We start from the raw sequence: 25,520 nt of genomic DNA, 5'->3' as shown, positions 1-25,520 counted from the left end.
GTAGGGTTCGCGCCGGAGGCGATCCGCCCGGCATGAGTACCGCGGCGCCCACGGCGGGCCTGCTGCAAGCGTTTGATTATAACGTGGCGATGTCCGCGCGGTGCCGAGGGGCGCGGCGGACATTGCGAGGCCGCCGGGCTTAAAAAATAGCGAGATTGAGAGATGACGAATTCGACGTGTCCGGCGAGATGCCGGGCCAGGCAGCCGGCATGCCGGAGGTCCGGCACATGATCCGGAGTCTGGAGAGTCTGCAAAAGGGCGGTCCGACGCTCGCGATCATGATTGGCGCGTCGGTCTGGGGCTTCGTCTGGTATCCGCTGCGCATGCTCGCAGCGCTAGGCGTGACGGGGACGGCCGCGAGCGCGGCGACGAGCGCCGCCGGTTGCGCCTTCGTCCTGCTCCTGCGCTGGCGCTCCATTGCGACGGTGCGCTGGCACTGAGTGCTGCCGATGCTCGGTCTCGCAGCCGGCGTAACGAACCTGGGCTTCGTCTGGGGCTCGATCCACGGCGAAGTGATGCGGGTGCTGTTGCTCTTCTATCTGACCCCGGCGTGGACCGCGCTCTTCGCCCACTTCATTCTGGGCGAGCGGCTGACCTGGCCGGGCGCGGCGCTTGCCGCGCTTTCACTGGTGGGCGCGATGCTGATGCTGTGGTCGCCCGCGCTCGGCGTGCCGCTGCCGGGCAATGCGGCCGAATGGGCTGGACTTGCGGGGGGAATGGGGTTCGCGATGAGCAACGTGCTCGTGCTCAAGACGAGCCGTGTGCTGCCCGACATGAAGCCTGAAATGCGCACGGCCGTGATCTTCGGCGGCGCAGCCTTGTTCGGCGCGGCGGCGACGTTTTTCGAGCCGATGACGGCCGTGCCCGCGGGCGGCCTGCTGGTTCGTGCGGTGCTGCTTGCCCTGGTGCTGGGTCTCGTGCTCGCATCGAACAACATGCTCGTGCAGTACGGCCTTGCCCGCGTGCCGGCCAACCGGGCATCGATCGTCATGTTGTTCGAGATCGTCGTGACCGCCCTGAGTTCCTGGGCGCTCGCGGGCGAGACGCCGGGGCCCCGCGAATGGGCCGGCGGCGGCTGCATCGTGCTGGCTTCGCTCCTGTCGAGCTGGATGCACCGCTCGCGCGGCAAGCAGGATGCCGCCCGGCGGAATGCCGCCCGCGCGATGGTATGATTGCCGCTGATTCTCGCCCCACGGCGCACACGGAGAGTGTCGTGTGGCGAGCCGTGGCGGCTGCCTCGTGTGCCCCGCTGCCGTGCCGCACCGTGCGATGAAGCCGGTGCGCGGCATGCGCCACGGGCGGTCCCGTTCACTCTCCCTATTCCAACAGCGATATCGCCGTGCGTCTGACCTCGATTAAACTCGCTGGCTTCAAATCCTTCGTCGATCCCACGCATTTCCAGGTTCCGGGCCAGCTGGTTGGGGTGGTCGGGCCGAATGGCTGTGGCAAATCCAACATCATCGATGCAGTGCGCTGGGTGCTCGGCGAGTCCCGTGCCTCCGAGCTGCGCGGCGAGTCGATGCAGGACGTCATCTTCAACGGCTCGACTGCGCGCAAGCCGGGCAGCCGCGCGAGCGTCGAGCTGGTGTTCGACAATGCGGACGGCCGGGCGGCCGGGCAGTGGGGCCAGTATGCCGAGATCGCTGTCAAGCGCGTGCTGACGCGCGACGGCACGTCGAGCTACTACATCAACAACCTGCCGGCGCGCCGCCGCGACATCCAGGACATCTTCCTCGGCACGGGCCTTGGGCCGCGCGCCTACGCGATCATCGGCCAGGGCATGATCGCGCGCATCATCGAAGCGAAGCCCGAAGAGCTGCGCGTGTTCCTCGAAGAGGCGGCTGGTGTTTCGAAGTACAAGGAGCGCCGCCGCGAGACCGAGAACCGCCTGCACGACACGCGTGAGAATCTCACGCGCGTGGAGGACATCGTGCGCGAGCTCTCGACGAACCTCGAGAAGCTCGAAGGCCAGGCCATCGTCGCAACGAAGTTCCGCGAGCTGCAAAGCGAAGGCGAAGAGAAGCAGCGCCTTTTGTGGCTGTTGCGCAAGAACGAGGCGAGGAGCGAACAGGAGCGCCAGCAGCGCGCCATCGAGCAGGCCCAGATCGATCTCGAACGCCACACCGCGCAACTGCGCGAAGTGGAGGCGCAGCTCGAAACACTGCGCGTCGCGCACTATTCGGCAAGCGACGCGATGCAGGGTGCGCAGGGCGCACTCTACGAAGCGAATGCCGAAGTGAGCCGTCTCGAAGCCGAGATCAAGTTCATCGTCGAGTCGCGCAACCGGGTGCAGGCGCAGATCGCCGCGCTCACCGCGCAGCGCGAGCAGTGGCAGTCGCAGGCGCAGAAGGCCCAGGGCGACCTCGAAGAAGCCGAAGAGCAACTGGCCATCGCCGAGGAAAAGGCGGCCGTGGCCGAGGAAGAGGCGGCGGCGAAGCAGGAAGCGCTGCCGGCACTGGAGACGCGCTGGCGCGACGCGCAAGGTCAGCTCAACGAAGAACGCGCGGGCATTGCCCGCACCGAGCAGGCGTTGAAGCTCGAGGCCGCGCATCAGCGCAACGCCGATCAGATGCTCCAGCAGCTCCAGCAGCGTGAGGAGCGCCTGAAAGCCGAAAAGGGCGGACTCGACGCCCCGGACGAAGCGCAGCTCGAAGAGCAGCGCATGCAGCTCGCGGAACAGGAGGAAGTCCTGCGCGACGCGCAGGATCGTCTCGCCGAGGCCCAGGAGGCGCTGCCTCGTCTCGATGGCGAACGCCGCGCCGCGCAGGAGCGCGTGCAGGCCGAGAGCGCGCAGATTCACCAGTTCGAGGCGCGTCTCGCGGCGCTCAAGCAACTGCAGGAGAACGTTCAGACCGAAGGCAAGATCCAGCCATGGCTCGACAAGCACGAACTCGGCGCACTGCCGCGTCTGTGGAAGAAGCTGCATGTCGAGGCCGGCTGGGAAACGGCGCTCGAAGCCCTGCTGCGCGAGCGTCTCGCCGCGCTCGAAGTGTCGAACCTCGACTGGGTGAAGGCATTCGCGAGCGACGCACCCCCGGCCAAGCTGGCGTTCTACGCGCCGCCGGCCGTAGGCCAGACGGCGCCGGTACCGGCGGGCTTTACGTCGCTGCTGTCGCTCGTGCGCATCGACGACGCCGGTCTGCGCGCCGTGCTGACCGAGTGGCTCGGTTCGACCTTCATCGCAACGGATCTGGCCGAGGCACTGGCGCAGCGCGCGCAATTGCCGTCGGGCGGCGTCTTCGTCGTCAAATCCGGCCATATGGTGACGCGCGTAGGCGTTCAGCTCTATGCCGCCGATTCCGAACAGGCCGGCATGCTGGCGCGTCAGCAGGAGATCGAGAACCTCGCGCGCCAGGTGCGTGCGCAGGCGCTGCTCGCCGACGAAGCGCGCACCGCCGCGATTCGCGCGGAAGCAGCGCATACGCAGGCGGCGCAGGCGCTCACGGAAGTGCGTCAACAGGCCGAGCGCGCCACGCAACGCGTGCACGCGTTGCAGATGGAGGTGCTGAAGCTCACGCAGGCGCACGAGCGCTACACGGCGCGCAACACGCAGATTCGCGAGGAACTCGAAGAGATCGCCGCACAGATCGACGAGCAGCGTGCGCTGCGTGCGGATTCCGAAGCGAACTTCGAGCGCCAAGACGTCGAGCTGGCCGAACTGCAGGCGTGCTTCGAGGACAACCAGTTGGCGTTCGAATCGCTCGACGAGGCGCTGGCTGCGGCGCGCAATGAAGCGCGCGACCTCGAGCGTGCCGCGGGCGACGCGCGCTTTGCCGCGCGCAACATGGCGAACCGGATCGAAGAGCTGCGCCGCAATATCCAGGTGGCGCACGATCAAAGCGAGCGCGTGGCGGCATCGCTCGAAGACGCGCGCGCGGAACTCGAAACCATCAACGAGCAGACGGCCCACACGGGGCTGCAGGATGCGCTGGAAGTGCGTGCGGAGAAGGAAGCGCTGCTGCGCGCGGCGCGCGCCGAACTGGACGACCTGAGCGCGAAGCTGCGCCAGGCGGACGAAATGCGCCTTACCGCCGAGCGCGCGCTGCAGCCGCTGCGCGACCGTATTACGGAACTGCAGTTGAAGGAGCAGGCCGCGCGCATCAACGGCGAGCAGTTCGTCGAACAACTGCAGGCGGCGGGCGTCGACGAAGCGGAACTGCAGGCCAGGCTCACGGCGGACATGAAGCCGGCTTATCTGCAGGGGGAAGTTACGCGCATCAACAACGCGATCGCGGCGCTCGGCCCGGTGAACATGGCTGCGCTCGACGAGCTGGCCGCGGCGAAGGAGCGCAAGACCTTCCTCGATGCGCAGTCCGCCGACCTCACGAGCGCCATCGAGACGCTCGAAGACGCGATCCGCAAGATCGATCAGGAAACGCGCACGCTGCTCCAGGGCACGTTCGACGAGGTGAACCGCCACTTCGGCGAGCTTTTCCCGCGTCTGTTCGGCGGCGGCCAGGCGAAGCTCATCATGACCGGCGACGAGATTCTCGACGCCGGCGTGCAGGTCATGGCGCAGCCTCCCGGCAAGAAGAACTCGACGATTCACCTGCTCTCGGGCGGCGAGAAAGCGCTTACGGCGACCGCGCTGGTGTTTGCGATGTTCCAACTGAATCCTGCGCCGTTCTGTCTGCTCGACGAGGTGGATGCGCCGCTCGACGACGCGAATACGGAACGCTTCGCGAACCTCGTGCGCGCGATGTCGGACAAGACGCAGTTCCTGTTCATTTCGCACAACAAGATTGCGATGGAAATGGCCCAGCAACTGATCGGCGTGACGATGCAGGAGCAGGGCGTCTCGCGTATCGTCGCAGTCGACATGGAAACGGCCGCGGGATTCGCACAGAATACGGCTTGAACGAGGGCGCGCGACGCGCGGCCGGGGGCGCCGGAAAACAGGGCAGCCGCGGCGCGTGTGGCGAATGCAACGCATGCGGCGCACGTTTGTCTCGCGCGCCGCTGAACAAGAATTGCTGATGGAGCATGCATGGACGAGTTGACTCTCGGGTTGATCGGCGCGGGCGCCGTGGTGGTCGGGGGCGTGGTGGTCTACAACGCGTGGCAGGGTGCGAGGGTGCGCCGGCGCATGCCGCGCCCGATGCCCGAGGAAACGGCCGATCTGTCGCCGCGCGACGACCTCGAAGAGCCGAGCCCGTTCATCGAACCGGCCCGCGCACCGTCGCGGCGCGAACCCTCGCTCGCGGGCGGGGTGGCGGAGGAGCGCGTCGAACCGGGTTTCGGCACGGCCGCACCGCTCGATACCCCGGCCGACATCCAGGCCGAAACCACGACGCCGAACGGTTTTCCTGAAGATCAGCCGCAATCCGGGGCTGAGTCCCCGGAGCCTGCTGCCGAGACCGCGGCGGCCGGTCGGACCGACGAGGCCGAACGCGTCGAGCCCGTGCTGCCCGCCGCAACGACGATCTCCGCGGCGCCGCCCGCCGTGGTCGATCGCCGTATCGACTGCATCGTGCCCATCCGGCTTGGCGCGCCGCTGGCCGGCGAGCGCGTTATACCCCACGCGCAGCGCCTGCGCCGTGCGGGCAGCAAGCCTGTGCATATCGAAGGCAAGCCCGAAAACGGCGACGGCTGGGAACTGCTGCAAAACGGCGTGCGCTACGAAGAACTGCGCGCAGCGGCGCAACTCGCGAATCGCAACGGCCCGCTTAACGAACTGGAGTTCTCGGAGTTCGTGACGGGCGTGCAACAGTTCGCCGACGCGATCGACGCCGCGCCCGAGTTCCCGGACATGATGGAGACCGTCGCAATGGCGCGCGAACTCGACGGCTTCGCCGCGCAATGCGACGCGCAACTCTCGATCAACGTGATGTCGGACGGTGCGCCGTGGTCGGCGAACTACGTACAGGCCGTGGCGGCGCAGGACGGCCTGCTGCTTTCGCGCGACGGCACGCGCTTCGTGAAGCTCGACGCGAAGCAGAGCCCGGTGTTCATGCTGCAGTTCGGCGACACCAACTTCCTGCGCGACGACCTCACGTACAAGGGCGGTCAGATGATCACGCTCGTTCTCGACGTGCCGGTGGCCGACGAGGACATCCTGCCGTTCCGGCTCATGTGCGACTACGCGAAATCGCTGGCCGAGCGCATTGGCGGGCGCGTGGTGGACGATCAGCGCCGGCCGCTGCCGGAAGCGGTGCTGCAGTCCATCGACAAGCAGCTCATGACGCTTTACGCGAAACTCGAAGAGGCCGGCATTCCGGCGGGCTCCCCGGCCACGCGCCGGCTCTTCAGCCAGTAACGCGCGAGCGTGCCGCGCTGCGCCGCAAGGGCGTTGCGCGCAAGATACGGCGGTGGAACCGGCGCTTCGGCCGGTTTCAGTTCGGACTGGAAAATGCATGGTGGGAATGCTTCGTGCGCAATTGGGACGCGTTCACGGTCGCATGCCCGCCGGCGTACCGTCAACGCCGCGGGGCCAACGTTGGCCGTTCAGCCAGGATCTCCCGGCAGGCCGTGCGGCGGCGTACGAAGCTGGCCGTTCGGCCGATGTCACGCGCTGTGCTTCCTGCGATAATCTGACTCCGAATATTCCCGGATCCACCCCAGCATGGCCCGAACGCCCGCCCGACATTCCGATGAATCGCCAGCGTCGCAACGCGCGGCGTGGTTGCGCGCCGAACTCGAACGCGCGAATCACGCCTACTACGTGCTCGACCAGCCGGAGCTGCCCGACGCGGAGTACGACCGGTTGTTCAAGGAGCTGCAGCAGCTCGAAGCCGATCATCCGGAACTCGTCATCTCCGACTCGCCCACGCAGCGCGTAGGCGGCGAGGTCGCGACCGGGTTCGAGCCAGTCGTGCACGACGTGCCGATGCTTTCGCTGAACAACGGCTTCGAGGAGGAAGACATCGTCGCGTTCGACAAGCGTGTGTCCGAAGCGCTCGGCAAGACGGACGTCGAATACGCGTGCGAACTCAAGTTCGACGGGCTCGCCATTTCGCTGCGCTACGTCGACGGCGCGTTCGTCCAGGCTTCCACGCGCGGCGACGGCACGACCGGCGAGAACGTCACGGAAAACGTCCGCACGATCCGCTCGCTGCCGATGCGTCTGAAGGGCCCGCGCGTGCCGAAGGTGCTGGACGTGCGCGGCGAGGTGCTGATGTTTCGCCGCGACTTCGAACGTATGAACGAGCGCCAGCGCGAAGCGGGGCAGAAGGAGTTCGCCAACCCGCGCAACGCCGCGGCCGGCAGCCTGCGTCAACTCGATTCCAGAATCACCGCCCAGCGGCCGCTCTCGTTCTTCGCTTACGGCATCGGCGTGCTGGAAGGCGAGCCGATGCCGGCCACGCATGGCGAGCTGCTCGACTGGTATGCCGAACTCGGGCTGCCCGTGAACAACGAGCGTGCTGTCGTGACCGGGGCGCAAGGTCTGCTCGCGTTTTTCCGCGCCGTGGGCGAGAAGCGTGACAACCTCCCGTACGACATCGACGGTGTGGTCTACAAGGTCAATCGGCGCGACGAGCAGGACGTGCTGGGCTTCGTCTCGCGCGCACCGCGATTTGCGCTCGCCCACAAGTTTCCGGCTCAGGAGGCGCTCACGAAGCTGCTCGCGATCGAGGTTCAGGTTGGGCGCACCGGGGCCATCACGCCGGTCGCGCGTCTCGAACCCGTGTTCGTCGGCGGGGCTACCGTGACGAACGCCACGCTGCACAATGAGGACGAGGTCCGGCGCAAGGACATCCGTATCGGCGACACCGTGATCGTGCGTCGCGCGGGCGACGTGATCCCGGAAGTAGTGGGCGCGCTGCTCGAGCGCCGCCCCGCGGACGCGCGCGAATTCGTGATGCCGACACAATGTCCGGTTTGCGGCTCGCGCATCGAGCGCCTGCCCGACGAAGCCATTGCGCGCTGTACCGGGGGGCTATTCTGCCCCGCGCAGCGCAAGCAGGCGCTCTGGCACTTCGCTCAGCGCCGCGCGCTCGATATCGACGGTCTCGGCGAAAAGATCATCGACCAGCTCGTCGACCAGAACCTTGTGCGCACGCCCGCAGACCTCTTCAATCTTGGCTTCGGCACGCTGGCCGCGCTGGACCGCATGGCCGACAAGTCGGCGCAGAACCTGCTCGATTCGCTCGAAAAGGCCAAATCGACCACGTTCGCGCGCTTCATCTATGCGCTGGGTATCCGCCATGTCGGCGAATCCACCGCGAAGGATCTCGCGAAGCACTTCGGTTCGCTCGACGCGCTGCTGGGCGCGTCACAGGAGGAACTGCTCGATGTGAACGACGTCGGCCCGATCGTGGCCGAATCCATTCATCAGTTCTTTGCTGAAGAACATAACCGTACCGTGATCGAGCAACTGCGCGCCGCGGGCAAGGTCAGATGGCCCGAGGGGCCTCCCGCGCCGAAGGCGCCGCAGGGCGTGCTGGCCGGCAAGACGGTAGTGCTTACCGGCACGCTGCCCACGCTCACGCGCGACGAGGCGAAGGAGCGGCTCGAGGCGGCCGGCGCGAAGGTTGCCGGTTCGGTGTCGAAGAAGACCGATTACGTGGTGGCGGGTGCCGAAGCGGGCAGCAAACTCGCGAAAGCCGAGGAACTCGGCGTGCCGGTACTCGACGAAGATGGAATGCTCAAGCTCCTGGAGGGCCACACGACATGATTCGCGAAATTCTCAGGATGGGCGATCCCCGGCTGCTTGGCATCGCCAGGCCGGTCGATCACTTCGATACGCCCGAATTGCACGAACTGATCGCCGACATGTTCGACACGATGCATGCGGCGAACGGCGCCGGCCTTGCCGCGCCGCAGATCGGTGTGGATCTGCAGGTCGTCATTTTCGGCTTCGAGCACAACGCGCGTTATCCCGAAGCGCCCGAGGTGCCGCAGACGGTGCTTATCAATCCGGTCATCCATCCGCTCTCGCACGATATGGAAGAGGGCTGGGAGGGCTGTCTTTCGGTGCCGGGCATGCGCGGCGCCGTCAGCCGCTATTCGATGATCCGCTATAACGGCTTCGACCAGTACGGCACGCCCGTCGAGCGTGTTGCCGAGGGCTTCCATGCGCGCGTGGTCCAGCACGAATGCGATCACCTGATCGGCAAGCTCTATCCGATGCGGATTACCGATTTCTCGAAATTCGGCTTTACCGAAGTCCTGTTCCCGGAGCTCGATCCAGGCAGCGACGAGTGAGACGGGACGAAACCAGAAGCGAAAAACGGGAGCCAGCGGCTCCCGTTTTTCCTTGACGCGATGCGGCGGCGCAAGCGCACCGCCGTGCGTGACGAGAACCGCGATCAGAACGATTCGTCGGGCGTCAGATAGCGCCATTGGCCCTGCGGGAGTGCCCCCAGCAGCACGTGGCCCATGCGTACGCGCTTCAGGCCCACCACCTTCAGGCCGACCAGTTCGCACATGCGGCGGATCTGCCGCTTCTTGCCTTCACGCAGCACGAAGCGCAACTGCTCGCCGTTCTGCCAGCTCACCATCGCGGGCTTGAGCGGTACGTCGTCGAGCGACAAGCCATGGCGCAGCTTCGCGAGGAGCTCGGCGGGGAAGTGCTGATCGATCTCGGCTTCGTGGTCGCCGTACGTCACGCGCACGAGGTATTCCTTGTCGACGTCCGATTGCTCGCCGATCAACTGCTTCGCCACGCGGCCGTCCTGGGTCAGCACGAGGAGGCCAGTCGAGTCGATGTCGAGGCGGCCCGCCGGCGCGAGCGTGCGCAGGTGCAGCGGCGAGAAGCGGACGCCCGAGCGGTCGCCTTCCCAGTGATTCTCCGCCGTGACCAGCGTGGCCGCCGGCGCATAGCCGTCCTCGGCCTGGCCCGATACGTAGCCCACGGGCTTGTGCAGGAGGATCGTCACCTGGCGGGCCTGCGCGGCGCGCGCGGCCGGGTCGATCTCGATGTGCTGGTCGGGTGTGACCTTCGAGCCGAGCGTATCGATGCGCTCGCCATCGACGAACACCCAGCCCTTCTCGATCCACTCGTCGGCCTCGCGGCGCGAGCACAGGCCCAGCTCCGACATGCGTTTCGAGAGGCGCAGCGAGCCGGCGGCGTCTTCGCCCTCGTGCGCGGCGCGGCGCGGCGCCGGTTCCGCGTGGGCAGTGTTCTGCTTCACGCGCGTCGCGATCTTGCGCACCGGTGCGTCTTCGCCGCTGCGGCGCGGTCGCGGCGTCTCACCCGTGCGATCGCCCGGGGTCCGGCGCTGGGGGGCAGCGGCGTCGCGCTCGCCGTGGGATGCTTTCGCCGGCCGAGCGTAGCCGCGCTCTTCTGGCGCTCGACGTGGGCCTTGCGGCGCGCCACGGTCGTCGCGCGGGCGGCGGCCCTCGGCATTGCCGAATTCGCGGCGCGGGGCCGCACCGGCTGGCTTGCGGTCGGCGAACGGGCGCTTGCGGTCGTCTGCGCCTTCACTACGCGGGCGCGCCGGGCGGCGTTCTTCGCCATAACCCTCTGCGCGGGCCCGTGCGGGTCGGCGTTCATCGCTGTAACCCTCTGCGCGGGCCCGTGCGGGTCGGCGTTCATCGCTGTAACCCTCTGCGCGGGCTCGGGCGGGTCGGCGTTCATCGCCATAACCTTCCGCACGAGTCCGTGCCGGGCGGCGTTCGCCGTCGGGGCTTGCGGAGCGCTCGCGCGGCGGGCGGCGCTCATCCCCGTAGCCTTCGCTGCGCGCGCGGGCCGGACGGTCTTCCGTACGGCCGCCGCTTGCGCCGCGCGAGCGCACCGGGCGTCGCTCGTCTTCAGCGCCCGCGCTGCGAGCACGAGCCGGGCGGCGCTCCGCGTCGTAACCTTCGCGACGCGCGCGGGCAGGCCGGTCGTCATCGCGCGCCCACGCACGCGTCTGTCGCGGCGCGTCGCCGTCGCGTGCCGGAGCGGGCCGGCGGCGCTCGCCCGTCTGGCGGTCCATCTCGGCGCGCGGCGCCCGGGCGCCTGCCGGCTTGCCCGACACGCTGCTACGGCGCTCGCCGTAGGCCGGCGCGGAGGATCGCGCCGGACGCTCACCTTGCGCGGCCCGCGGCGGGCGGTCCGACGCGCCGCGTTCCCGAGGCGCCGCGGCCTTCGCGCCCGTGCTGCGAGGCGGGCGCGTTGCGCCCTGCGCGCCGGCGGGCTTGCCCGTTTTCGCCGCAGCGGGGGGCGCGGCCGGCTTGGCGGGCTTGCGCGCGGTCGTGCTGCCGCGTCGGACCGGGGCGCGCTCGGGCGTGGCCGTTCGCGGATGCTTGGCTGTGAGTTTGGCTCGGGTAGACATGGTTATTTCACACTGCTATTGCGCGCAGCAATTCGGTCTCGACGCGGATCTGCAGCCGGTTATCGGACAAACCGGTGCCGTCGAGCAGGAAGACGTCCTCGACGCGCTCGCCGAGCGTATTGATCCGCGCCGCGTGGACGCCGACCCGGTGCTCGGCCAGCACGCGCGCGATGGAATAAAGAAGGCCTGGCCGGTCGTTGGCCGACACGGACAGGATGTAGTATTGCCCGCGCTCGTCGGCCCGCAGGTCGACGCGCGGCGTCACGGGGAAGGTGCGCGAAAGGCGCGACAGACGGCCCTTTGCCGGTTCGGGCAACGGGCTGTCGGTGGCGGTGAGGCGTGCCGCGAGCTCCTGTTCGACGAGGTTCGCGATGTCGCGGTAATGCACGTCGCCCTCGGTGTGGGCGACGATGAAGTTGTCGAGCGCGTAGCCGTGGCGCGTCGTGCTCACGCGCGCGTCGAGCACCGAAAGGCCGCTGCGGTCGAAGTAGGCGCACATCGTCGCGAAAAGATCGGGGCGGTCCTTCGCGTAGACGAGCACCTGCAGCGCCTCGCCGATCGGCGAGGGGCGTGCGCGCACGACGGGTGTCGGGGTTTGCACGTGCCGGTAGAGCACGCGTGTCTGCCAGGCGATGTCGGCGGCGTCGTGACGCAGGAAATAGCCGACGTCGAGCTGCTCCCAGAGCGGGCCGTGCACGTGCTCGGGCACCGTTTCGAGACGCAGCAGCGCGAGCGCTTCTTCCTGGCGCGTCTTCAGTTCGGAATGCGTGTCGGGCCGCGCACCGCCTAGTACGGCCAGCGTCGAGCGATAGAGGTCCTCCAGCAGCTTGCCCTTCCAGTTGTTCCAGACCTTCGGGCTCGTGCCGCGGATATCGGCGACCGTCAGCAGATAAAGCGCGGTCAGGCGCCGCTCGGAGCCGACCAGGTCGGCAAAGCGCTTGATGACTTCGGGGTCGCTCGTGTCCTGTTTCTGGGCGACCTGACTCATTGTCAGATGGTGTTGCACGAGCCAGACGACCAGCGCCGCATCGTCGCCTTCAATGCCGTGCTCGCGGCAAAAGCGCCGCGCGTCGGCCATGCCGAGTTCCGAGTGATCGCCGCCGCGGCCCTTGGCGATGTCGTGGAACAGCGCCGCGACGTAGAGCACCCACGGGCGCTCGAAGTTGGCGATCAGTTGGCTGCAGAACGGGTACTCGTGCGCGTGCTCGGCGACGGCGAAGCGGCGCAGGTTGCGCAGCACCATCAGGATGTGCTGGTCGACCGTGTAGACGTGATAGAGGTCGTGCTGCATCTGCCCGACGATGCGCCGGAAGTTCAGCAGGTAGCGCCCGAGCACGCTGGTCTGGTTCATGAGACGCAGCGCATGCGTGATGCCGGCCGGCTGCTTCAGGATTTCCATGAAGAGACGCCGGTTCTCGGGATCGCGCCGCCAGTGCAGATCCATTTTTTCGCGGACGTTGTAGAGCGCGCGCAGCGTGCGTGCCGAGAGACCTTTCACGCCCTGGACCTGCTCATAGAGCAGGAAGGCTTCCAGAATCGCGTGCGGTTCGCGCTCGAACACGTCGTCGCTCGCAATCTCGATCATGCCCTGTTTCTCGACGAAATGATCGGAGAGCACGCGCGTCACACCGCTTGTACTCGGGAACAGTTGGGCTTCGATGTTCTGGATCAGGATCGTCGCGAGCTGCGTGACCGCCTTCGCCGCCCAGTAGTAGCGGCGCATGAGCTGCTCGCTCGCCCGGCGCGCGGCGCTCGCCGCGTAGCCGAAGCTCTCGGCTACGGCCGTTTGCAGATCGAACACGAGAATGTCCTGGCGCCGTCCCGCAATCACGTGCAGGCGGGCACGCAGCGCCTTGAGGAACGCTTCGTTGCGGCGCAGCTCGCGCGCTTCGCGGCCCGTGATCAGCCCGCGCTGCTCGAGCTCGCGCCAACTGCTGCCGAATGCGGCGGCTTCGGTAATCCAGAGGATCAACTGCAGATCGCGCAGGCCGCCCGGGCTTTCCTTCACGTTCGGTTCGAGCGAGTACGGCGTGTCCTGGAACTTCGCGTGGCGCTGGCGCATTTCCAGCACCTTCGCCTGGAAGAAGGCGCGCGGATCCATGGCGTCGCGATAGCGCTGCGTGAAGTCGCCGAAGAGCGTCGTGCTGCCCGTGATGCGGCGTGCTTCGAGCAGCGACGTGCACACGGTGACGTCGTTCGCCGACTCCTCCAGGCACTGCGAGACGCTGCGCACGCTGCTGCCGATCTCGAGCCCAAGGTCCCACGCAAGCCCGATGAAACGCTCGATGCGCGCTTCGAGCGGCGCGAGCGGCTCGTCGTCGGGGAGCAGCACGAGGATGTCGACGTCGGAGTATGGTGCGAGCTCGCCGCGGCCGAAGCCGCCCACGGCGACGAGCGCGAGCGAGGCCGGCAGCTCGCAGGCGTGCCAGGCGCGGCGCAGCGTGTCGTCGGTGATGCGGGCCAGCGCCCGCATCAGCGTATCGACGTTGGCGGCGCTGCGAAAGCGCTCGAGCAGCTGGACTTTGGCGGCCTTGTAGTCGGACTTCAGCGACGACGTATCGGGAACGGCAACGGCGGTCACGCTCATGGGCTCGGGTTATCCGTGCGCGGGTTGGAAACTGGCCGGCCGGGACGGCATCCGGGCCGGATCTGGGGCGAGGCGCCCCTTGCGGGCGTCGGCACTGCCGCGTGCCCCCGCGGAGCCCCCGGCGGGCGCCGGTTAAGCCGCCGTGCCTGCCGCTTGAGCAACGATGGCGGGCCTGGCCGGCGTACCCGCGGAGACGGTCAGCACGTCATAGCCGGTTTCGGTGACGAGCACCGTATGCTCCCATTGCGCCGAAAGGCTGCGGTCCTTGGTCTTGACGGTCCACTGATCCGGCATCGTGCGGATCTCGCGGCGGCCGGCGTTGATCATCGGCTCGACCGTGAAGATCATGCCGGGCACGAGCTCGATGCCCGTGCCGGGGCGGCCGTAGTGCAGCACCTGCGGGTCTTCGTGGAACACGGTGCCGATACCGTGGCCGCAGTATTCGCGCACGACGCTGTAGCCCTGCGCCTCGGCATAGCGCTGGATCGCGTGGCCGATGTCGCCTAGATGCGCGCCCGGGCGCACCTGGTCGATGCCGAGCCACATGCACTCGTAGGTCGTCTGGACGAGGCGCTTCACGAGGATCGAGCCTTCGCCGACCACGAACATGCGGCTCGTGTCGCCGAAATAGCCGTTCTTGATGACGGTGATGTCGATATTGAGCGCGTCGCCGTTCTTGAGCGTCTTTTCGCCGGGAATGCCGTGGCAGATCACGTCGTTGACCGAGATGCAGGTGGCCTTCGGGTACGGCGGGTAGCCGGGCGGCTGGTAGTTCAACGGGGCGGGAACCGTGCCCTGCACGTTCGTCATGTATTCGTGGCACAGGCGGTCGAGCTCGCCGGTCGTCACGCCGGCGGCGACAAACGGCGTGATGTAGTCGAGCACTTCGCTCGCCAGCCGGCAGGCGACGCGCATTTGCGCGACGTCTTCTTCGTTCTTGATCGAGATGGCCATGGTGTGCGCCTGAAAATGCAGTCGAATACGAAATTATCGCACCTAATCCAGGCCGTCGCTGGCTTTTGAAAGGGGCGAGGCACTGTTAGTCTTACCCAGGCAGTCATTCCCAAGGGTAATAGCTGGCTTGAGCAAGCTGCCGCCCGCATGCTATACTCATCGGCTAAGTCGATCCCTGTATTCTTTCAAAACGTGGAGGAATCGGGCGTTGGCTCACCAGTTCGTCGCTGTCGCGGGCTTGGTTGGTGGCAGGAAGGTAGCAAACGAAGGCAGCAAACGTAGCAAATCCGCGAGCCGGTGCATCCAGGGTGTCGTTCGCGCCAGAGTCCTTTCGCCAGAAAGGACGAAAGAGGGCGCAATCGATACGGCAGCCGGCTTCAGACCCAAACCCTCATGGAGAATTACATGGCAGTCACCATGCGTCAAATGCTGGAAGCCGGTGTCCACTTCGGTCACCAAACGCGCTTCTGGAACCCCAAGATGGCCCCCTTCATCTTCGGTCATCGCAACAAGATTCACATTATCAATCTCGAAAAGACGCTGCCGATGTACAACGACGCGCTGAAGTACGTGCGTCAACTGGCAGCGAACCGCGGCACGATCCTGTTCGTCGGCACGAAGCGTCAATCGCGCGACACGATCGCCGAAGAGGCGCAACGCGCCGGCATGCCGTTCGTCAACGCGCGCTGGCTCGGCGGCATGCTGACCAACTTCAAGACGCTGAAGGTTTCGATCAAGCGCCTGAAGGACATGGAAGCGGCCGTTGAAGCGGGCGAGCTCGAAAAGATGAGCAAGAAGGAAGCGCTCCTGTTCGAACGCGAAATCGCCAAGCTGCAAAAGTCGATCGGCGGCGTGAAGGACATGGGCGGCATTCCGGACGCGATCTTCGTGGTCGACGTCGGCTACCACAAGATCGCCGTGACGGAAGCCAACAAGCTGGGCATCCCCGTCATCGCCGTGGTCGATACGAACCACTCGCCGGAAGGCATCGACTACGTCATCCCGGGTAACGACGACGCCAGCAAGGCCGTCGCGCTGTACACGCAAGGCGTGGCTGACGCGATCCTCGAAGGCCGTGCGAACGCGGTCAACGAAGTGGTCGTGGCCGCACGCGGCAACGACGGCGACGACGAGTTCGTCGAGGTCAATTCGGAGGCGTAAGCTGCCCCGTGTCGCGGCAACAAAAGGGGGCTTTCCATAGGCCCCTTTTTTTTAAGCTGCGGCTTTCGCTGCTGCGCCGTACGATTCGTGGCATTCGCGTCATACGGGCAGCATGGCGAGACTGTAAAAAAGCATGTCTCGCGGAAACGAATTCCTGCTGGCCGCATCGAAAGGCGGTCGGCGTGTACCAGACAGACTCAAGGAGCGAATGATGGCGGCAATTACCGCAAGCATGGTGGCAGAACTGCGCGCGAAGACCGACGCGCCGATGATGGAATGCAAGAAGGCGCTGACGGAAGCCGACGGCGACATGGCGCGCGCCGAAGAGCTCCTGCGCGTGAAGCTCGGCAACAAGGCGAGCAAGGCGGCATCGCGCGTCACGGCCGAAGGCGTGATCGCTTCGTTCATCGCCGGCAACGCGGGCGCCGTGGTCGAGCTGAACTGCGAAACCGACTTCGTCGCGAAGAACGACGATTTCCTCGCCTTCGCGAAGACGGTCGCCGAGCTGATTGCCACGCAGAACCCGGCTGACGTCGCGGCCCTGTCGGCGCTGCCGCTGGACGGTTCGACCGTCGACGCCGTGCGCCTCGCGCTCGTCGGCAAGATCGGTGAAAACCTGTCCATTCGCCGCTTCTCGCGTTTCGAAACCTCGAACAAGCTGGCTGCGTACCTGCACGGCACGCGCATCGGCGTGCTCGTCGAGTACACGGGCGCCGAAGAGCAGGTCGGCAAGGACGTGGCGATGCACATCGCCGCCATGAAGCCGGTCTCGCTGTCGTCGGACGACGTGCCGGCCGACCTGATTGCCAAGGAGCGCAGCATTGCCGAGCAGAAGGCTGCCGAATCGGGCAAGCCGGCCGAGATCGTCGCGAAGATGGTCGAAGGCTCGGTCCAGAAGTACCTGAAGGAAGTCTCGCTGCTGAACCAGACGTTCGTGAAGAACGACAAGCAGACGATCGAGCAGATGCTGAAGGCCGCCGGTTCATCGGTCCAGAAGTTCACCCTGTTCGTGGTCGGCGAAGGCATCGAGAAGCGCCAGGACGACTTCGCCGCCGAAGTGGCCGCGCAAGTCGCTGCTGCAAAGCAGCAATAAGGTCCGCGCGCAGCACAGTAAGGACAGCAGCACCGTAGTATCAGCAGCATTGCAGTAGCCGCGGCGGAGCTTTTCCGCCGCGGCGGGCAGCGCAGCGACGCCTGAGCGCGAGCCAGCCCGCCCCGCGCGAGGTGGCGCTCTGTCGCCGCCATTTCTGGTGGCGCTTGCCCGAAGCCGTATTTCACCCCTACAGTTTCAAGTTATTGCCTTTCCGCGCGATCTGGATACCCCATGCCCACACCCGCCTATAAACGTGTCCTGCTCAAACTCTCCGGTGAAGCCCTGATGGGCGACGATGCCTTTGGCATCAATCGCGCCACGATCGAACGAATGGTCGCGGATGTGGCCGAGGTGGTGAGGCTCGGCACGCAGCTCGCGGTGGTGATCGGTGGCGGCAATATCTTCCGCGGCGTCGCGGGCGGCGCGGCCGGCATGGACCGCGCGACCGCCGACTACATGGGTATGCTCGCCACGATGATGAACGCGCTCGCCCTGCAGGACGCCATGCGCCATGCGGGCATCGAGGCGCGCGTGCAGTCGGCGCTGCGCATGGACCAGGTGGTCGAGCCGTACATCCGCCCCCGCGCGATCCGTCAGCTCGAAGAGGGCAAGGTCGTGATCTTCGCGGCCGGCACGGGCAACCCGTTCTTCACGACCGATACGGCCGCTGCGCTGCGCGGCTCGGAAGTGGGCGCGGAGGTCGTGCTGAAGGCGACCAAGGTCGACGGCGTCTACTCGGCGGACCCGAAGAAGGACCCGACGGCCACGCGCTACTCGACGATCAGCTTCGATGAGGCGATTGGCCGCAATCTGCAGGTGATGGACGCGACGGCATTCGCATTGTGCCGCGACCAGAAGCTGCCGATCCGCGTGTTTTCGATCAACAAGCCGGGCGCGCTCAAGCGCATCGTTCAGGGCGAAGACGAGGGTACGCTCGTCCACGTGTAAACTCTCGTTCTACGAGAGGCTCGATTGCGGGCCGCTCCCGGAGTATGCCGGGGCTTGAGCGGACCCGTACCGTCAGGAAGTTTCGGAGGTTTCAAAATGGCTGTGGCTGACATCAAGAAGGGCGCCGAGCAGAAGATGCAGCGCTCGATCGAAGCGTTCAAGAGTGATCTGGCGAAGATCCGCACGGGCCGGGCGCACACCGGTCTGCTCGATCACATCCAGGTCGACTACTACGGCTCGCCCGTGCCCATCTCGCAGGTGGCCAACCTGACGCTCGTCGATGCACGCACCATCGGCGTCCAGCCGTGGGAAAAGAAGATGGTCCAGATCATCGAAAAGGCGATCCGCGAGTCGGATCTGGGCCTGAACCCGGCCACGCACGGCGACCTCATCCGCGTGCCGATGCCTGCGCTGACCGAAGAGCGCCGCAAGGAGCTCACGAAGGTCGTCAAGAACGAAGGCGAGACGGCGAAAGTCGCGGTGCGCAACCTGCGCCGCGACGCCAACGAGCAGCTCAAGAAGCTCGTGAAGGACAAGGAAATCTCGGAAGACGACGAGCGCCGCGGCGGCGACGACGTCCAGAAGCTGACCGACCGCTTCGTGGCCGAGATCGACAAGCTCGTCCAGACCAAGGAAGCCGAAATCATGACGGTCTGAGGCCGCGAGGCCTTCAGTCCCGCCAGGGTTTCTCCTTCCTAATCGTAGTTTGAGTCCGACGGCCATGACCTATACCAGCTCAACCGTTCGCGTGCCTGACGTGGCGGCCGTGCCGCGCCACATCGCGATCATCATGGACGGCAATGGCCGTTGGGCGACCCAGCGCCGCTTGCCGCGCGTCGCGGGGCATACGCGCGGCGTCGACGCCGTGCGTTCGTGCGTCGAGGCGTGCGTCGAGCGGGGCGTCGAGTACCTGACGCTGTTCGCGTTCAGTTCCGAAAACTGGCGCCGCCCGACCGACGAAGTGTCGTTCCTGATGCGGCTTTTCGTCACCGCGCTCGAGCGCGAGGTAGGGCGTCTGCATGCAAACGGCATTCGCCTGCGTGTCGTCGGTGACGTGTCGATGTTCAACGAGCGCATTCAGGACCTGATCCGCCGCGCCGAGACCAAAACGGCGCGCAACACGCGCCTTACCCTGACGATTGCCGCGAATTACGGCGGCCGCTGGGACATCCTGCAGGCCACGCGCAAGCTGGTGGAGGAGAGCGCCCGTAGCGGCGAGCCCGTGTCGGTGACCGAGGACACGCTCGGCCAGCACCTCGCCATGGCCTACGCGCCGGAGCCCGATCTCTTCATTCGCACCGGCGGCGAGCAGCGCGTCAGCAATTTCCTCCTGTGGCAGCTCGCCTACGCCGAATTCTATTTCACCGACACCTGGTGGCCCGACTTCGATGCCGCCGCTCTCGGCCGAGCGATCGATTCGTATGCCGAGCGCGAACGCCGTTTTGGCCGTACGAGCGCGCAGCTCGAGCCTCGAACCCAGAACCAGAACGCCGACTCGCTTTCATGCTAAAGACCCGTGTCATCACGGCGATCGTCCTGCTGGCCGTCTTCCTGCCGGTCACGCTGTTCGCGCCGGTGGCGGCGTTCGGCGCGCTGATCGGCGTCGTGGTCGTTTTCGGCGCCTGGGAATGGGCGAGGCTGCTCAAGGCCGGCACCGCGGGATCGATCGTCTATGCGGTCATCGCCGCATTCGCCGTGGCGGCGAGCACCCGGCTCGACGCGCCGCGCCCGCTCTTTCAGGCGGCCGGCGTGTTCTGGATCGTTGTCGGGCCGTACGTGCTGCTGCGCAAGCCGGTGCTCGCCGCGGGCGCCTGGCGCGTGTTCCTGCTCGCCGCGGGCCTCGTGACCTTCGCCGCATGCTGGCATGCGCTCGTGGCGGCGCGCGCGGCGGGCGTGGCCTTCGTGCTCTCGCTCCTGCTCGTCGTCTGGCTTGCCGATATCGGCGCATACTTTGCGGGAAAGGCATTTGGGCGCCACAAGCTCGCCAGCGCCATCAGCCCGGGCAAGACCTGGGAGGGGGCGGTGGGCGGCTGGGCGGCCGTGATGGTGGTGTCGGCGGCGGCGATCGCCCTGCACGCGTTCGAGCCGACGCTGTATTCCGCGCTGGCGCTCGAAGCTGGCACGGGCCGCGCGCTCTTCATGCTTACCGTGCTGGTTGCGTTCAGCGTGGTCGGCGACCTGTTCGAGTCGATGCTGAAACGCCAGGCCGGCGTGAAGGATTCGAGCGGCCTGTTGCCGGGCCACGGCGGAGTGCTCGACCGCATCGACGCGCTGCTGCCGGTGCTGCCGCTGGCGATGCTGCTGCTCGCCTAGAGAATTGAATATGCAAAAAAGACTGACATTACTCGGGTCGACGGGCTCGATCGGAGACAGCACGCTCGACGTCGTCGCGCGTCATCCGGAACGCTTCTCGGTGTACGCGCTCACCGCGCACCGCAACGGCGACAAACTCGTCGAACAATGCCTGCGCTTCGAGCCTGAGGTGGCCGTGGTCGGCGACGCCGACAGCGCCGCGCGCGTCGAAAGGAAGCTGCGTGAAGCCGGCTGCCGTACCGTTGTCGCGTATGGGCCGCAGGCGCTCGTCGACGTCTCGAAGAGCGACGGCTGCGACACCGTGGTGGCGGCGATCGTCGGCGCGGCGGGCCTCGCGCCCACGCTTGCGGCGGCGCAGGCCGGCAAGCGCATCCTGCTCGCGAACAAGGAAGCGCTCGTGATGTCGGGCGACATCTTCATGAACGCGGTGCACGACAACGGCGCGATCCTGCTGCCGGTGGACAGTGAGCACAATGCCATTTTCCAGTGCCTGCCGCGCGAAGCGTCGCCGCACGGCGGCGTCTCGAAGATCATCCTCACGGCCTCGGGCGGACCGTTTCGCACGCGCGAGCCGGCTACGCTCGTCGACGTGACGCCGGAGGAAGCCTGCAAGCATCCGAACTGGTCGATGGGGCGCAAGATCTCCGTCGATTCGGCCACGATGATGAACAAGGGCCTCGAAGTGATCGAGGCACACTATCTGTTCGATCTGCCGGGCGAGCGCATCGACGTGCTGATCCATCCGCAGAGCGTGATCCATTCGATGGTTTCGTACGCCGATGGTTCGGTGCTCGCGCAACTGGGCAATCCCGACATGCGCACGCCGATCGCGCACGCGTTGGCGTTCCCGGATCGCGTCGGCTCGGGCGTCGCACAGCTCGACCTCACGCAGGTCGCGACGCTCACGTTCGAGAAGCCCGATTACCAGCGCTTCCCGTGCCTCGCGCTCGCCATGAAGGCGCTCGCGGAAGGCGGCGTTGCGAGTGCGACGCTCAACGCAGCGAATGAAGTCGCGGTGGAAGCGTTCCTGAACCGCCGCATCGGTTTCACGGCGATCGCGCAAACGGTGGACGCGGTGCTGAGCGCGCTCGACAACACGGGTGCGTCGAACCTCGAGGTCGTGATGGCAGCCGACGCTGCGGCGCGCCGCGCGGCGCACGCCGTCATAGACAGCCTGCCGGTGCCGGCCTGAGGTTGCTTCAAGGCCGCGCCCGCACTCGCACTGGACCACGCAGGAGGCGCATATGAACCTGCTCACCGAACTGGTGGCTTTCATCGTCGCGATCGGCGTGCTGGTCGTCGCGCATGAGTACGGGCATTACAGCGTCGCGCGTTTGTGCGGCGTGAAGGTTCTGCGCTTTTCGATCGGCTTCGGCAGACCACTCCTGCAGTGGGTCAGCAAGAAGAGCGGCACCGAGTGGACGATCGCGGCATTGCCGCTCGGCGGCTACGTCAAGATGCTCGACGAGCGCGAATCGCCCGACAGCGTAGCCGCAAGCGACCTCCCGCACGCCTTCAACCGGCAGTCGGTCGGCAAGCGCATTGCGATCGTGGCCGCCGGGCCCATTGCGAATTTCGTGCTGGCCGTGGCGCTCCTGTCGCTGGTCTTTGCGACCGGCGTGAACGAGCCGACGGCGATCGTCGCCGCGCCGCCTGCGCAATCGGCGGCCGCCAAAGCCGGCTTCCAGGGCGGCGAGAAGATCGTTTCGGTCAGCGATGCAAACGGCAACGACACCGAGCCCGTGCGTTCCTGGTCGGATCTGCGCTGGAAGCTGCTGAGCGCGGCATTCGATCATGGCCGCGTCGTGCTGGCCGCGCACGACGGCAACAGCACTTACGATTTCCCGCTCGATCTTTCGCAGCTTTCCGGCAAGGATCTCGACGACGACTTCATGTCGCGCCTCGGCCTCGAGCCGGGTGGCGGCGCATTGCAGGTCGGCGGTGTCGAGCCGGGCAGCGCGGCGGAGCAGGCCGGGCTCCTGAAGGGCGATCGGCTGCTCGCCATCGACGGCCGCCCGGTGGACAGCGCGAATACGTTCATCACGTACGTGAAGTCGCACGCGGGCAAGCCGTTGCGGCTCGAAGTGCAGCGCGGCGAGGCGAACCAGGGTCTGGGGCAGGCGGTCACGCTGACGGTGGTGCCGCAGCCCCAGCGCGACGACGAGACGGGCGACGAGGTGGGACGTATCGGCGCGGCGCTCGAAGTGCAGGCGCCTTCGGTGGACGTGCGTTACGGGCCGCTCGAGAGCTTGCAATTGGGCGCCTGGCGCACGTGGGACATCGCGACGTACTCGCTGCGCATGTTCGGCCGCATGATTACGGGCGAAGCCTCGCTCAAGAATCTGTCGGGTCCGGTAACGATTGCCGACTATGCGGGCAAGAGCGCGCGTCTCGGACCGTCGGCCTTTCTGTCCTTCCTCGCCCTTGTCAGCATTAGCCTGGGCGTACTCAACCTGCTCCCAATTCCGGTATTGGATGGGGGGCATCTGTTATATTATCTGGTTGAAGCCGTAACGGGCAAAGCCGTATCGGACCGCTGGCAGCTCGTGCTGCAGCGTGCAGGGCTTGCCTGCATCGTCGCGCTGTCGGCGATTGCGTTGTTCAACGATCTGGCTCGGTTAATCCATTTTTAAAGTGTCGGGCGGCGTCCGGGGGCGAGTTGCCCGGCCCGATGCAGCGATGTCTGAAGACTGGTTGCTCACGCAGCGACCATGCCATTCGCGGCTCGGGAGATACCGCGCAGACGCGCGAGTTGTGTTGAGCGGCGGTGTTGAACAGCGGTGTAGAACAGCAGGTGCGGTGAACAGCAGGTAGTGGGTTGTACAGAAACGGGTTTCCATAGAAACGAGAGGATGACTTTGCTAACGGGTATGTTTTCAAGACGGGTGATCGGGGCCATGGCGCTGTCGCTGGCGGTGTTCGCTTTTGGCGCGGGCGCGGCCCAGGCGCAGGAAGCGAGAATCGCGGCGGTCAACTCCGACCGCATCCTGCGCGAATCTGCCCCGGCGAAGGCCGCGCAGACCAAGCTCGAAGCCGAATTCGCCAAGCGCGACAAGGATCTGCAAGACATGGCGCAACGCCTGAAGGCGATGTCCGACGCGCTCGACAAGAACGGTCCGACAATGTCGCCGAACGACCGCGCACAGAAGCAGCGCGATCTGTCGCAGCTCGATAGCGACTTCCAGCGCAAGCAGCGCGAATTCCGCGAAGATCTGAACCAGCGCCGCAACGAGGAACTTGCGGCGGTGCTGGACAAGGCGAACAAGGTGATCAAGCAGATCGCCGAACAGCAGCACTACGACCTGATCGTGCAGGAAGCGGTCTATGTCAGTCCGCGCATCGACATCACCGACCAGGTGCTGAAGGCGCTCGCGTCGGCGACCCCTCTTACGGCGACGCCGGCCGCAGCGGCGTCGGGTGCAAGCGCGAACTGACGCAAGAAAAACAAGGCAGGAGCAGCACAAGCATGGCTTTTACGCTTGAGGAACTCGCCGGGCGTTTCGGCGGTGAAGTGATGGGCGATCCGGCGCAGCGCGTCGGCTCGCTCGCGCCGCTCGACCAGGCCGGTCCGCAGCAACTGGCGTTCCTCGCTAATCCCAAATATCTCGCGCAGGTCGAGACGACGCGTGCCGGGGCCGTGCTCATCAGCCCCGACGATCTCGGCAAGCTCGCTTCGCGCGACGTCCCTGGGCATGGCGAACGCAACTTCATCGTCACACCCAACCCGTATGCTTATTTCGCGCGCGTAGCGCAGGCGTTCATCGACCTCGCCGCGCCGAAGCTTCAGCCCGGCGTGCATGCCCGTGCGAGTGTCGACCCCACGGCGAAAGTGGCCGCGACTGCCGTGATCGGTCCGAATGCGACCGTCGAGGCTGGCGCCACGATCGGCGAGAACGTGCGGCTCGACGCGAATGTATTCGTCGGACGTGGCACGCAGATCGGCGCGGGCTCGCATCTCTATCCGGGTGTGGCCGTCTATCATGGCTGCCGTATCGGCGAGCGGGCGATCGTGCACGCGGGCGCCGTGATCGGTTCCGACGGGTTCGGGTTTGCCCCCGATTTCCAGGGCGACGGCGAGGCGCGCACGGGTAGCTGGGTCAAGATTCCGCAGGTTGGCGGTGTCGAGATTGGCGACGACGTGGAGATTGGCGCGAACACGACCATCGACCGCGGCGCGATGGCCGATACGGTCATCGAAACGTGCGTGAAGATCGATAATCTCGTGCAGATCGGGCATAACTGCCGGATCGGCGCGTACACCGTGATCGCCGGTTGCGCCGGTATCGCGGGCAGCACCACGATCGGCAAGCATTGCATGATTGGCGGCGCCGTGGGCATTGCCGGCCACGTGACGCTCGCCGACTATGTGATCGTCACGGCGAAATCGGGCGTCTCGAAGTCGCTGACGAAGGCAGGCATCTACACGAGCGCGTTCCCGGCCGTCGATCATGCCGACTGGAACAAGAGCGCTGCGCTCCTGCGCAATATCGACAAGCTGCGCGACCGCATCCGGGCGCTCGAGGCCGCGCTCGCCGAAAAGCCGCAAGGCACGTAAAAGAACAGGGACAACAGGACCCCTCCGGGGCGTCGGTGCGCACTGGCAGCCGCGCGCCCCGGGCAGATCCGCATGCCCGATTTCGTGTGCGTGGCGCATACTGCGCGTCAATGCGCGCCGTCGGCGTCGGTACTTGCAGTCATCTTCGCGCTATTCCTGCGTGAGCAGAAACACCATGAACATCGAAAAACTCAACTTCGACATCCACAAGATCCTCACGTTGCTGCCGCATCGCTACCCGTTCCTGATGGTCGACCGGGTCCTCGAACTGGAGCCGCACAAGAGCATCAAGGCGTTGAAGAACGTGACCGTCAACGAGCCCTTTTTCACGGGCCATTTCCCCACGCGCCCGGTGATGCCTGGCGTGATGATCCTCGAGGCGCTCGCACAGACCGCCGCGCTTCTCACGTTCTCGGAAGAGCAGCAGGACTTCACGAATACGCTCTACTACTTCGTCGGCATCGACGGGGCGCGCTTCAAGCGCGTGGTGGAGCCGGGCGACCAGCTGATCCTGAACGCCACGTTCGAGCGCTACATGCGCGGCATCTGGAAGTTCAAGGCGCATGCGGAAGTGGACGGCGTCGTCGCCTGCGAAGCAGAGCTGATGTGCACCGTGAAGAAGAACGACTCGGCCGCGTAATCACGCGCGGCGCGTAGTGCGGGCGCGCCACGCGGCGCGAGCGCACACAACTGAATTCGAAGCGAGGGCGA

Annotated in this window: 18 protein-coding genes and 1 pseudogene; 16 read left to right on the top strand and 3 right to left on the bottom strand. The window is 66.3% G+C overall.

Features of this window, described 5'->3' with window-relative positions:
• Window positions 1–227: 227 nt before the first annotated feature.
• The 5 genes and pseudogenes from WJ542_RS13335 (at window position 228) to def (ending at window position 9,144) form a co-directional block, all read left to right on the top strand.
• A pseudogene (locus WJ542_RS13335) lies at window positions 228–1,172 on the top strand (DMT family transporter).
• A 167-nt stretch (window positions 1,173–1,339) separates the two neighbouring features.
• Window positions 1,340–4,858, top strand: coding sequence for a chromosome segregation protein SMC (smc, locus tag WJ542_RS13330; protein ID WP_411189738.1), 3,519 nt, complete (start codon window positions 1,340–1,342; stop codon window positions 4,856–4,858).
• 129 nt (window positions 4,859–4,987) lie between these two features.
• Window positions 4,988–6,256 (top strand): cell division protein ZipA C-terminal FtsZ-binding domain-containing protein, encoded by a 1,269-nt coding sequence (locus WJ542_RS13325; RefSeq protein ID WP_411189737.1) that lies wholly within the window; start codon window positions 4,988–4,990, stop codon window positions 6,254–6,256.
• Window positions 6,257–6,562: 306 nt separating this feature from the next.
• Window positions 6,563–8,614, top strand: coding sequence for an NAD-dependent DNA ligase LigA (gene ligA, locus WJ542_RS13320; RefSeq protein WP_411189736.1), 2,052 nt, complete (start codon window positions 6,563–6,565; stop codon window positions 8,612–8,614).
• A complete protein-coding gene (gene def, locus WJ542_RS13315; RefSeq protein WP_411189735.1) occupies window positions 8,611–9,144 on the top strand; it encodes a peptide deformylase in 534 nt (177 codons plus the stop codon). The genes ligA and def overlap by 4 nt, the downstream gene beginning before the upstream one ends.
• A gap of 104 nt (window positions 9,145–9,248) precedes the next feature.
• On the opposite strand, the gene WJ542_RS13310 is transcribed toward def, so the two are convergent.
• The 3 genes from WJ542_RS13310 to map all read right to left on the bottom strand — a co-directional run bounded on the left by WJ542_RS13310 (window position 9,249) and on the right by map (window position 14,739).
• Window positions 9,249–11,198: a pseudouridine synthase gene (locus WJ542_RS13310; protein ID WP_411189734.1), complete on the bottom strand. Its 1,950-nt coding sequence runs from the start codon at window positions 11,196–11,198 to the stop codon at window positions 9,249–9,251.
• Between the two features lie 7 nt (window positions 11,199–11,205).
• Window positions 11,206–13,785 (bottom strand): [protein-PII] uridylyltransferase, encoded by a 2,580-nt coding sequence (locus WJ542_RS13305; protein ID WP_411189733.1) that lies wholly within the window; start codon window positions 13,783–13,785, stop codon window positions 11,206–11,208.
• A 132-nt stretch (window positions 13,786–13,917) separates the two neighbouring features.
• Window positions 13,918–14,739, bottom strand: coding sequence for a type I methionyl aminopeptidase (gene map, locus WJ542_RS13300; RefSeq protein ID WP_411189732.1), 822 nt, complete (start codon window positions 14,737–14,739; stop codon window positions 13,918–13,920).
• A 405-nt stretch (window positions 14,740–15,144) separates the two neighbouring features.
• Between map and rpsB the strand changes: the two genes are divergently transcribed.
• The 11 genes from rpsB to fabZ all read left to right on the top strand — a co-directional run bounded on the left by rpsB (window position 15,145) and on the right by fabZ (window position 25,449).
• Window positions 15,145–15,900 carry a 30S ribosomal protein S2 gene (gene rpsB, locus WJ542_RS13295; RefSeq protein ID WP_411189731.1) on the top strand — a complete coding sequence of 252 codons (756 nt, stop codon included), beginning with the start codon at window positions 15,145–15,147 and terminating at the stop codon, window positions 15,898–15,900.
• Window positions 15,901–16,111: 211 nt separating this feature from the next.
• Window positions 16,112–16,993: a translation elongation factor Ts gene (tsf, locus tag WJ542_RS13290; protein ID WP_411189730.1), complete on the top strand. Its 882-nt coding sequence runs from the start codon at window positions 16,112–16,114 to the stop codon at window positions 16,991–16,993.
• Window positions 16,994–17,224: 231 nt separating this feature from the next.
• Window positions 17,225–17,941, top strand: a complete 717-nt coding sequence (gene pyrH, locus WJ542_RS13285) for a UMP kinase (RefSeq protein WP_233863188.1) — start codon at window positions 17,225–17,227, stop codon at window positions 17,939–17,941.
• 96 nt (window positions 17,942–18,037) lie between these two features.
• Window positions 18,038–18,598 (top strand): ribosome recycling factor, encoded by a 561-nt coding sequence (gene frr, locus WJ542_RS13280; protein WP_027793616.1) that lies wholly within the window; start codon window positions 18,038–18,040, stop codon window positions 18,596–18,598.
• 64 nt (window positions 18,599–18,662) lie between these two features.
• Window positions 18,663–19,451 carry a polyprenyl diphosphate synthase gene (gene uppS, locus WJ542_RS13275; protein ID WP_411189729.1) on the top strand — a complete coding sequence of 263 codons (789 nt, stop codon included), beginning with the start codon at window positions 18,663–18,665 and terminating at the stop codon, window positions 19,449–19,451.
• Complete coding sequence (locus WJ542_RS13270) at window positions 19,445–20,254, top strand: phosphatidate cytidylyltransferase (protein ID WP_411189728.1); 810 nt, start codon at window positions 19,445–19,447, stop codon at window positions 20,252–20,254. The genes uppS and WJ542_RS13270 overlap by 7 nt, the downstream gene beginning before the upstream one ends.
• 10 nt (window positions 20,255–20,264) lie before the next feature.
• Entirely contained in the window at window positions 20,265–21,446 is a 1,182-nt protein-coding gene (locus tag WJ542_RS13265) for a 1-deoxy-D-xylulose-5-phosphate reductoisomerase (RefSeq protein WP_411189727.1), read from the top strand.
• 52 nt (window positions 21,447–21,498) lie between these two features.
• Complete coding sequence (gene rseP / locus WJ542_RS13260; RefSeq protein ID WP_411189726.1) at window positions 21,499–22,887, top strand: RIP metalloprotease RseP; 1,389 nt, start codon at window positions 21,499–21,501, stop codon at window positions 22,885–22,887.
• Window positions 22,888–23,106: 219 nt separating this feature from the next.
• On the top strand, window positions 23,107–23,688 hold the full coding sequence (locus WJ542_RS13255) for an OmpH/Skp family outer membrane protein (protein ID WP_411189725.1): 582 nt from the start codon (window positions 23,107–23,109) through the stop codon (window positions 23,686–23,688).
• Between the two features lie 32 nt (window positions 23,689–23,720).
• The gene (gene lpxD, locus WJ542_RS13250; protein ID WP_411189724.1) at window positions 23,721–24,809 is read left to right on the top strand and encodes a UDP-3-O-(3-hydroxymyristoyl)glucosamine N-acyltransferase; all 1,089 of its coding nucleotides are present in this window, start codon (window positions 23,721–23,723) and stop codon (window positions 24,807–24,809) included.
• A 175-nt stretch (window positions 24,810–24,984) separates the two neighbouring features.
• On the top strand, window positions 24,985–25,449 hold the full coding sequence (fabZ, locus tag WJ542_RS13245; protein WP_027793623.1) for a 3-hydroxyacyl-ACP dehydratase FabZ: 465 nt from the start codon (window positions 24,985–24,987) through the stop codon (window positions 25,447–25,449).
• Window positions 25,450–25,520 lie beyond the last annotated feature (71 nt).

The organism is Paraburkholderia yinzeri (assembly GCF_046581065.1).
In the GTDB taxonomy this organism is placed as follows: domain Bacteria; phylum Pseudomonadota; class Gammaproteobacteria; order Burkholderiales; family Burkholderiaceae; genus Paraburkholderia.
Note: the sequence above shows the minus strand (reverse complement) of the source record. Positions and strands in the feature narration are given on the sequence as shown.

What these genes read in the sequence shown, in the direction of transcription:
- def (WP_411189735.1), top strand. Translation starts at nt 8,611, where the DNA reads ATGATTCGCGAAATTCTCAGGATGGGCGATCCCCGGCTGCTTGGCATC.
- WJ542_RS13255 (WP_411189725.1), top strand. Translation starts at nt 23,107, where the DNA reads ATGACTTTGCTAACGGGTATGTTTTCAAGACGGGTGATCGGGGCCATG.
- tsf (WP_411189730.1), top strand. Translation starts at nt 16,112, where the DNA reads ATGGCGGCAATTACCGCAAGCATGGTGGCAGAACTGCGCGCGAAGACC.
- WJ542_RS13325 (WP_411189737.1), top strand. Translation starts at nt 4,988, where the DNA reads ATGGACGAGTTGACTCTCGGGTTGATCGGCGCGGGCGCCGTGGTGGTC.
- WJ542_RS13305 (WP_411189733.1), bottom strand. Translation starts at nt 13,785, where the DNA reads ATGAGCGTGACCGCCGTTGCCGTTCCCGATACGTCGTCGCTGAAGTCC.
- ligA (WP_411189736.1), top strand. Translation starts at nt 6,563, where the DNA reads ATGGCCCGAACGCCCGCCCGACATTCCGATGAATCGCCAGCGTCGCAA.
- map (WP_411189732.1), bottom strand. Translation starts at nt 14,739, where the DNA reads ATGGCCATCTCGATCAAGAACGAAGAAGACGTCGCGCAAATGCGCGTC.
- lpxD (WP_411189724.1), top strand. Translation starts at nt 23,721, where the DNA reads ATGGCTTTTACGCTTGAGGAACTCGCCGGGCGTTTCGGCGGTGAAGTG.
- WJ542_RS13310 (WP_411189734.1), bottom strand. Translation starts at nt 11,198, where the DNA reads ATGTCTACCCGAGCCAAACTCACAGCCAAGCATCCGCGAACGGCCACG.
- uppS (WP_411189729.1), top strand. Translation starts at nt 18,663, where the DNA reads ATGACCTATACCAGCTCAACCGTTCGCGTGCCTGACGTGGCGGCCGTG.
- rseP (WP_411189726.1), top strand. Translation starts at nt 21,499, where the DNA reads ATGAACCTGCTCACCGAACTGGTGGCTTTCATCGTCGCGATCGGCGTG.
- frr (WP_027793616.1), top strand. Translation starts at nt 18,038, where the DNA reads ATGGCTGTGGCTGACATCAAGAAGGGCGCCGAGCAGAAGATGCAGCGC.
- rpsB (WP_411189731.1), top strand. Translation starts at nt 15,145, where the DNA reads ATGGCAGTCACCATGCGTCAAATGCTGGAAGCCGGTGTCCACTTCGGT.
- pyrH (WP_233863188.1), top strand. Translation starts at nt 17,225, where the DNA reads ATGCCCACACCCGCCTATAAACGTGTCCTGCTCAAACTCTCCGGTGAA.
- WJ542_RS13270 (WP_411189728.1), top strand. Translation starts at nt 19,445, where the DNA reads ATGCTAAAGACCCGTGTCATCACGGCGATCGTCCTGCTGGCCGTCTTC.
- WJ542_RS13265 (WP_411189727.1), top strand. Translation starts at nt 20,265, where the DNA reads ATGCAAAAAAGACTGACATTACTCGGGTCGACGGGCTCGATCGGAGAC.
- fabZ (WP_027793623.1), top strand. Translation starts at nt 24,985, where the DNA reads ATGAACATCGAAAAACTCAACTTCGACATCCACAAGATCCTCACGTTG.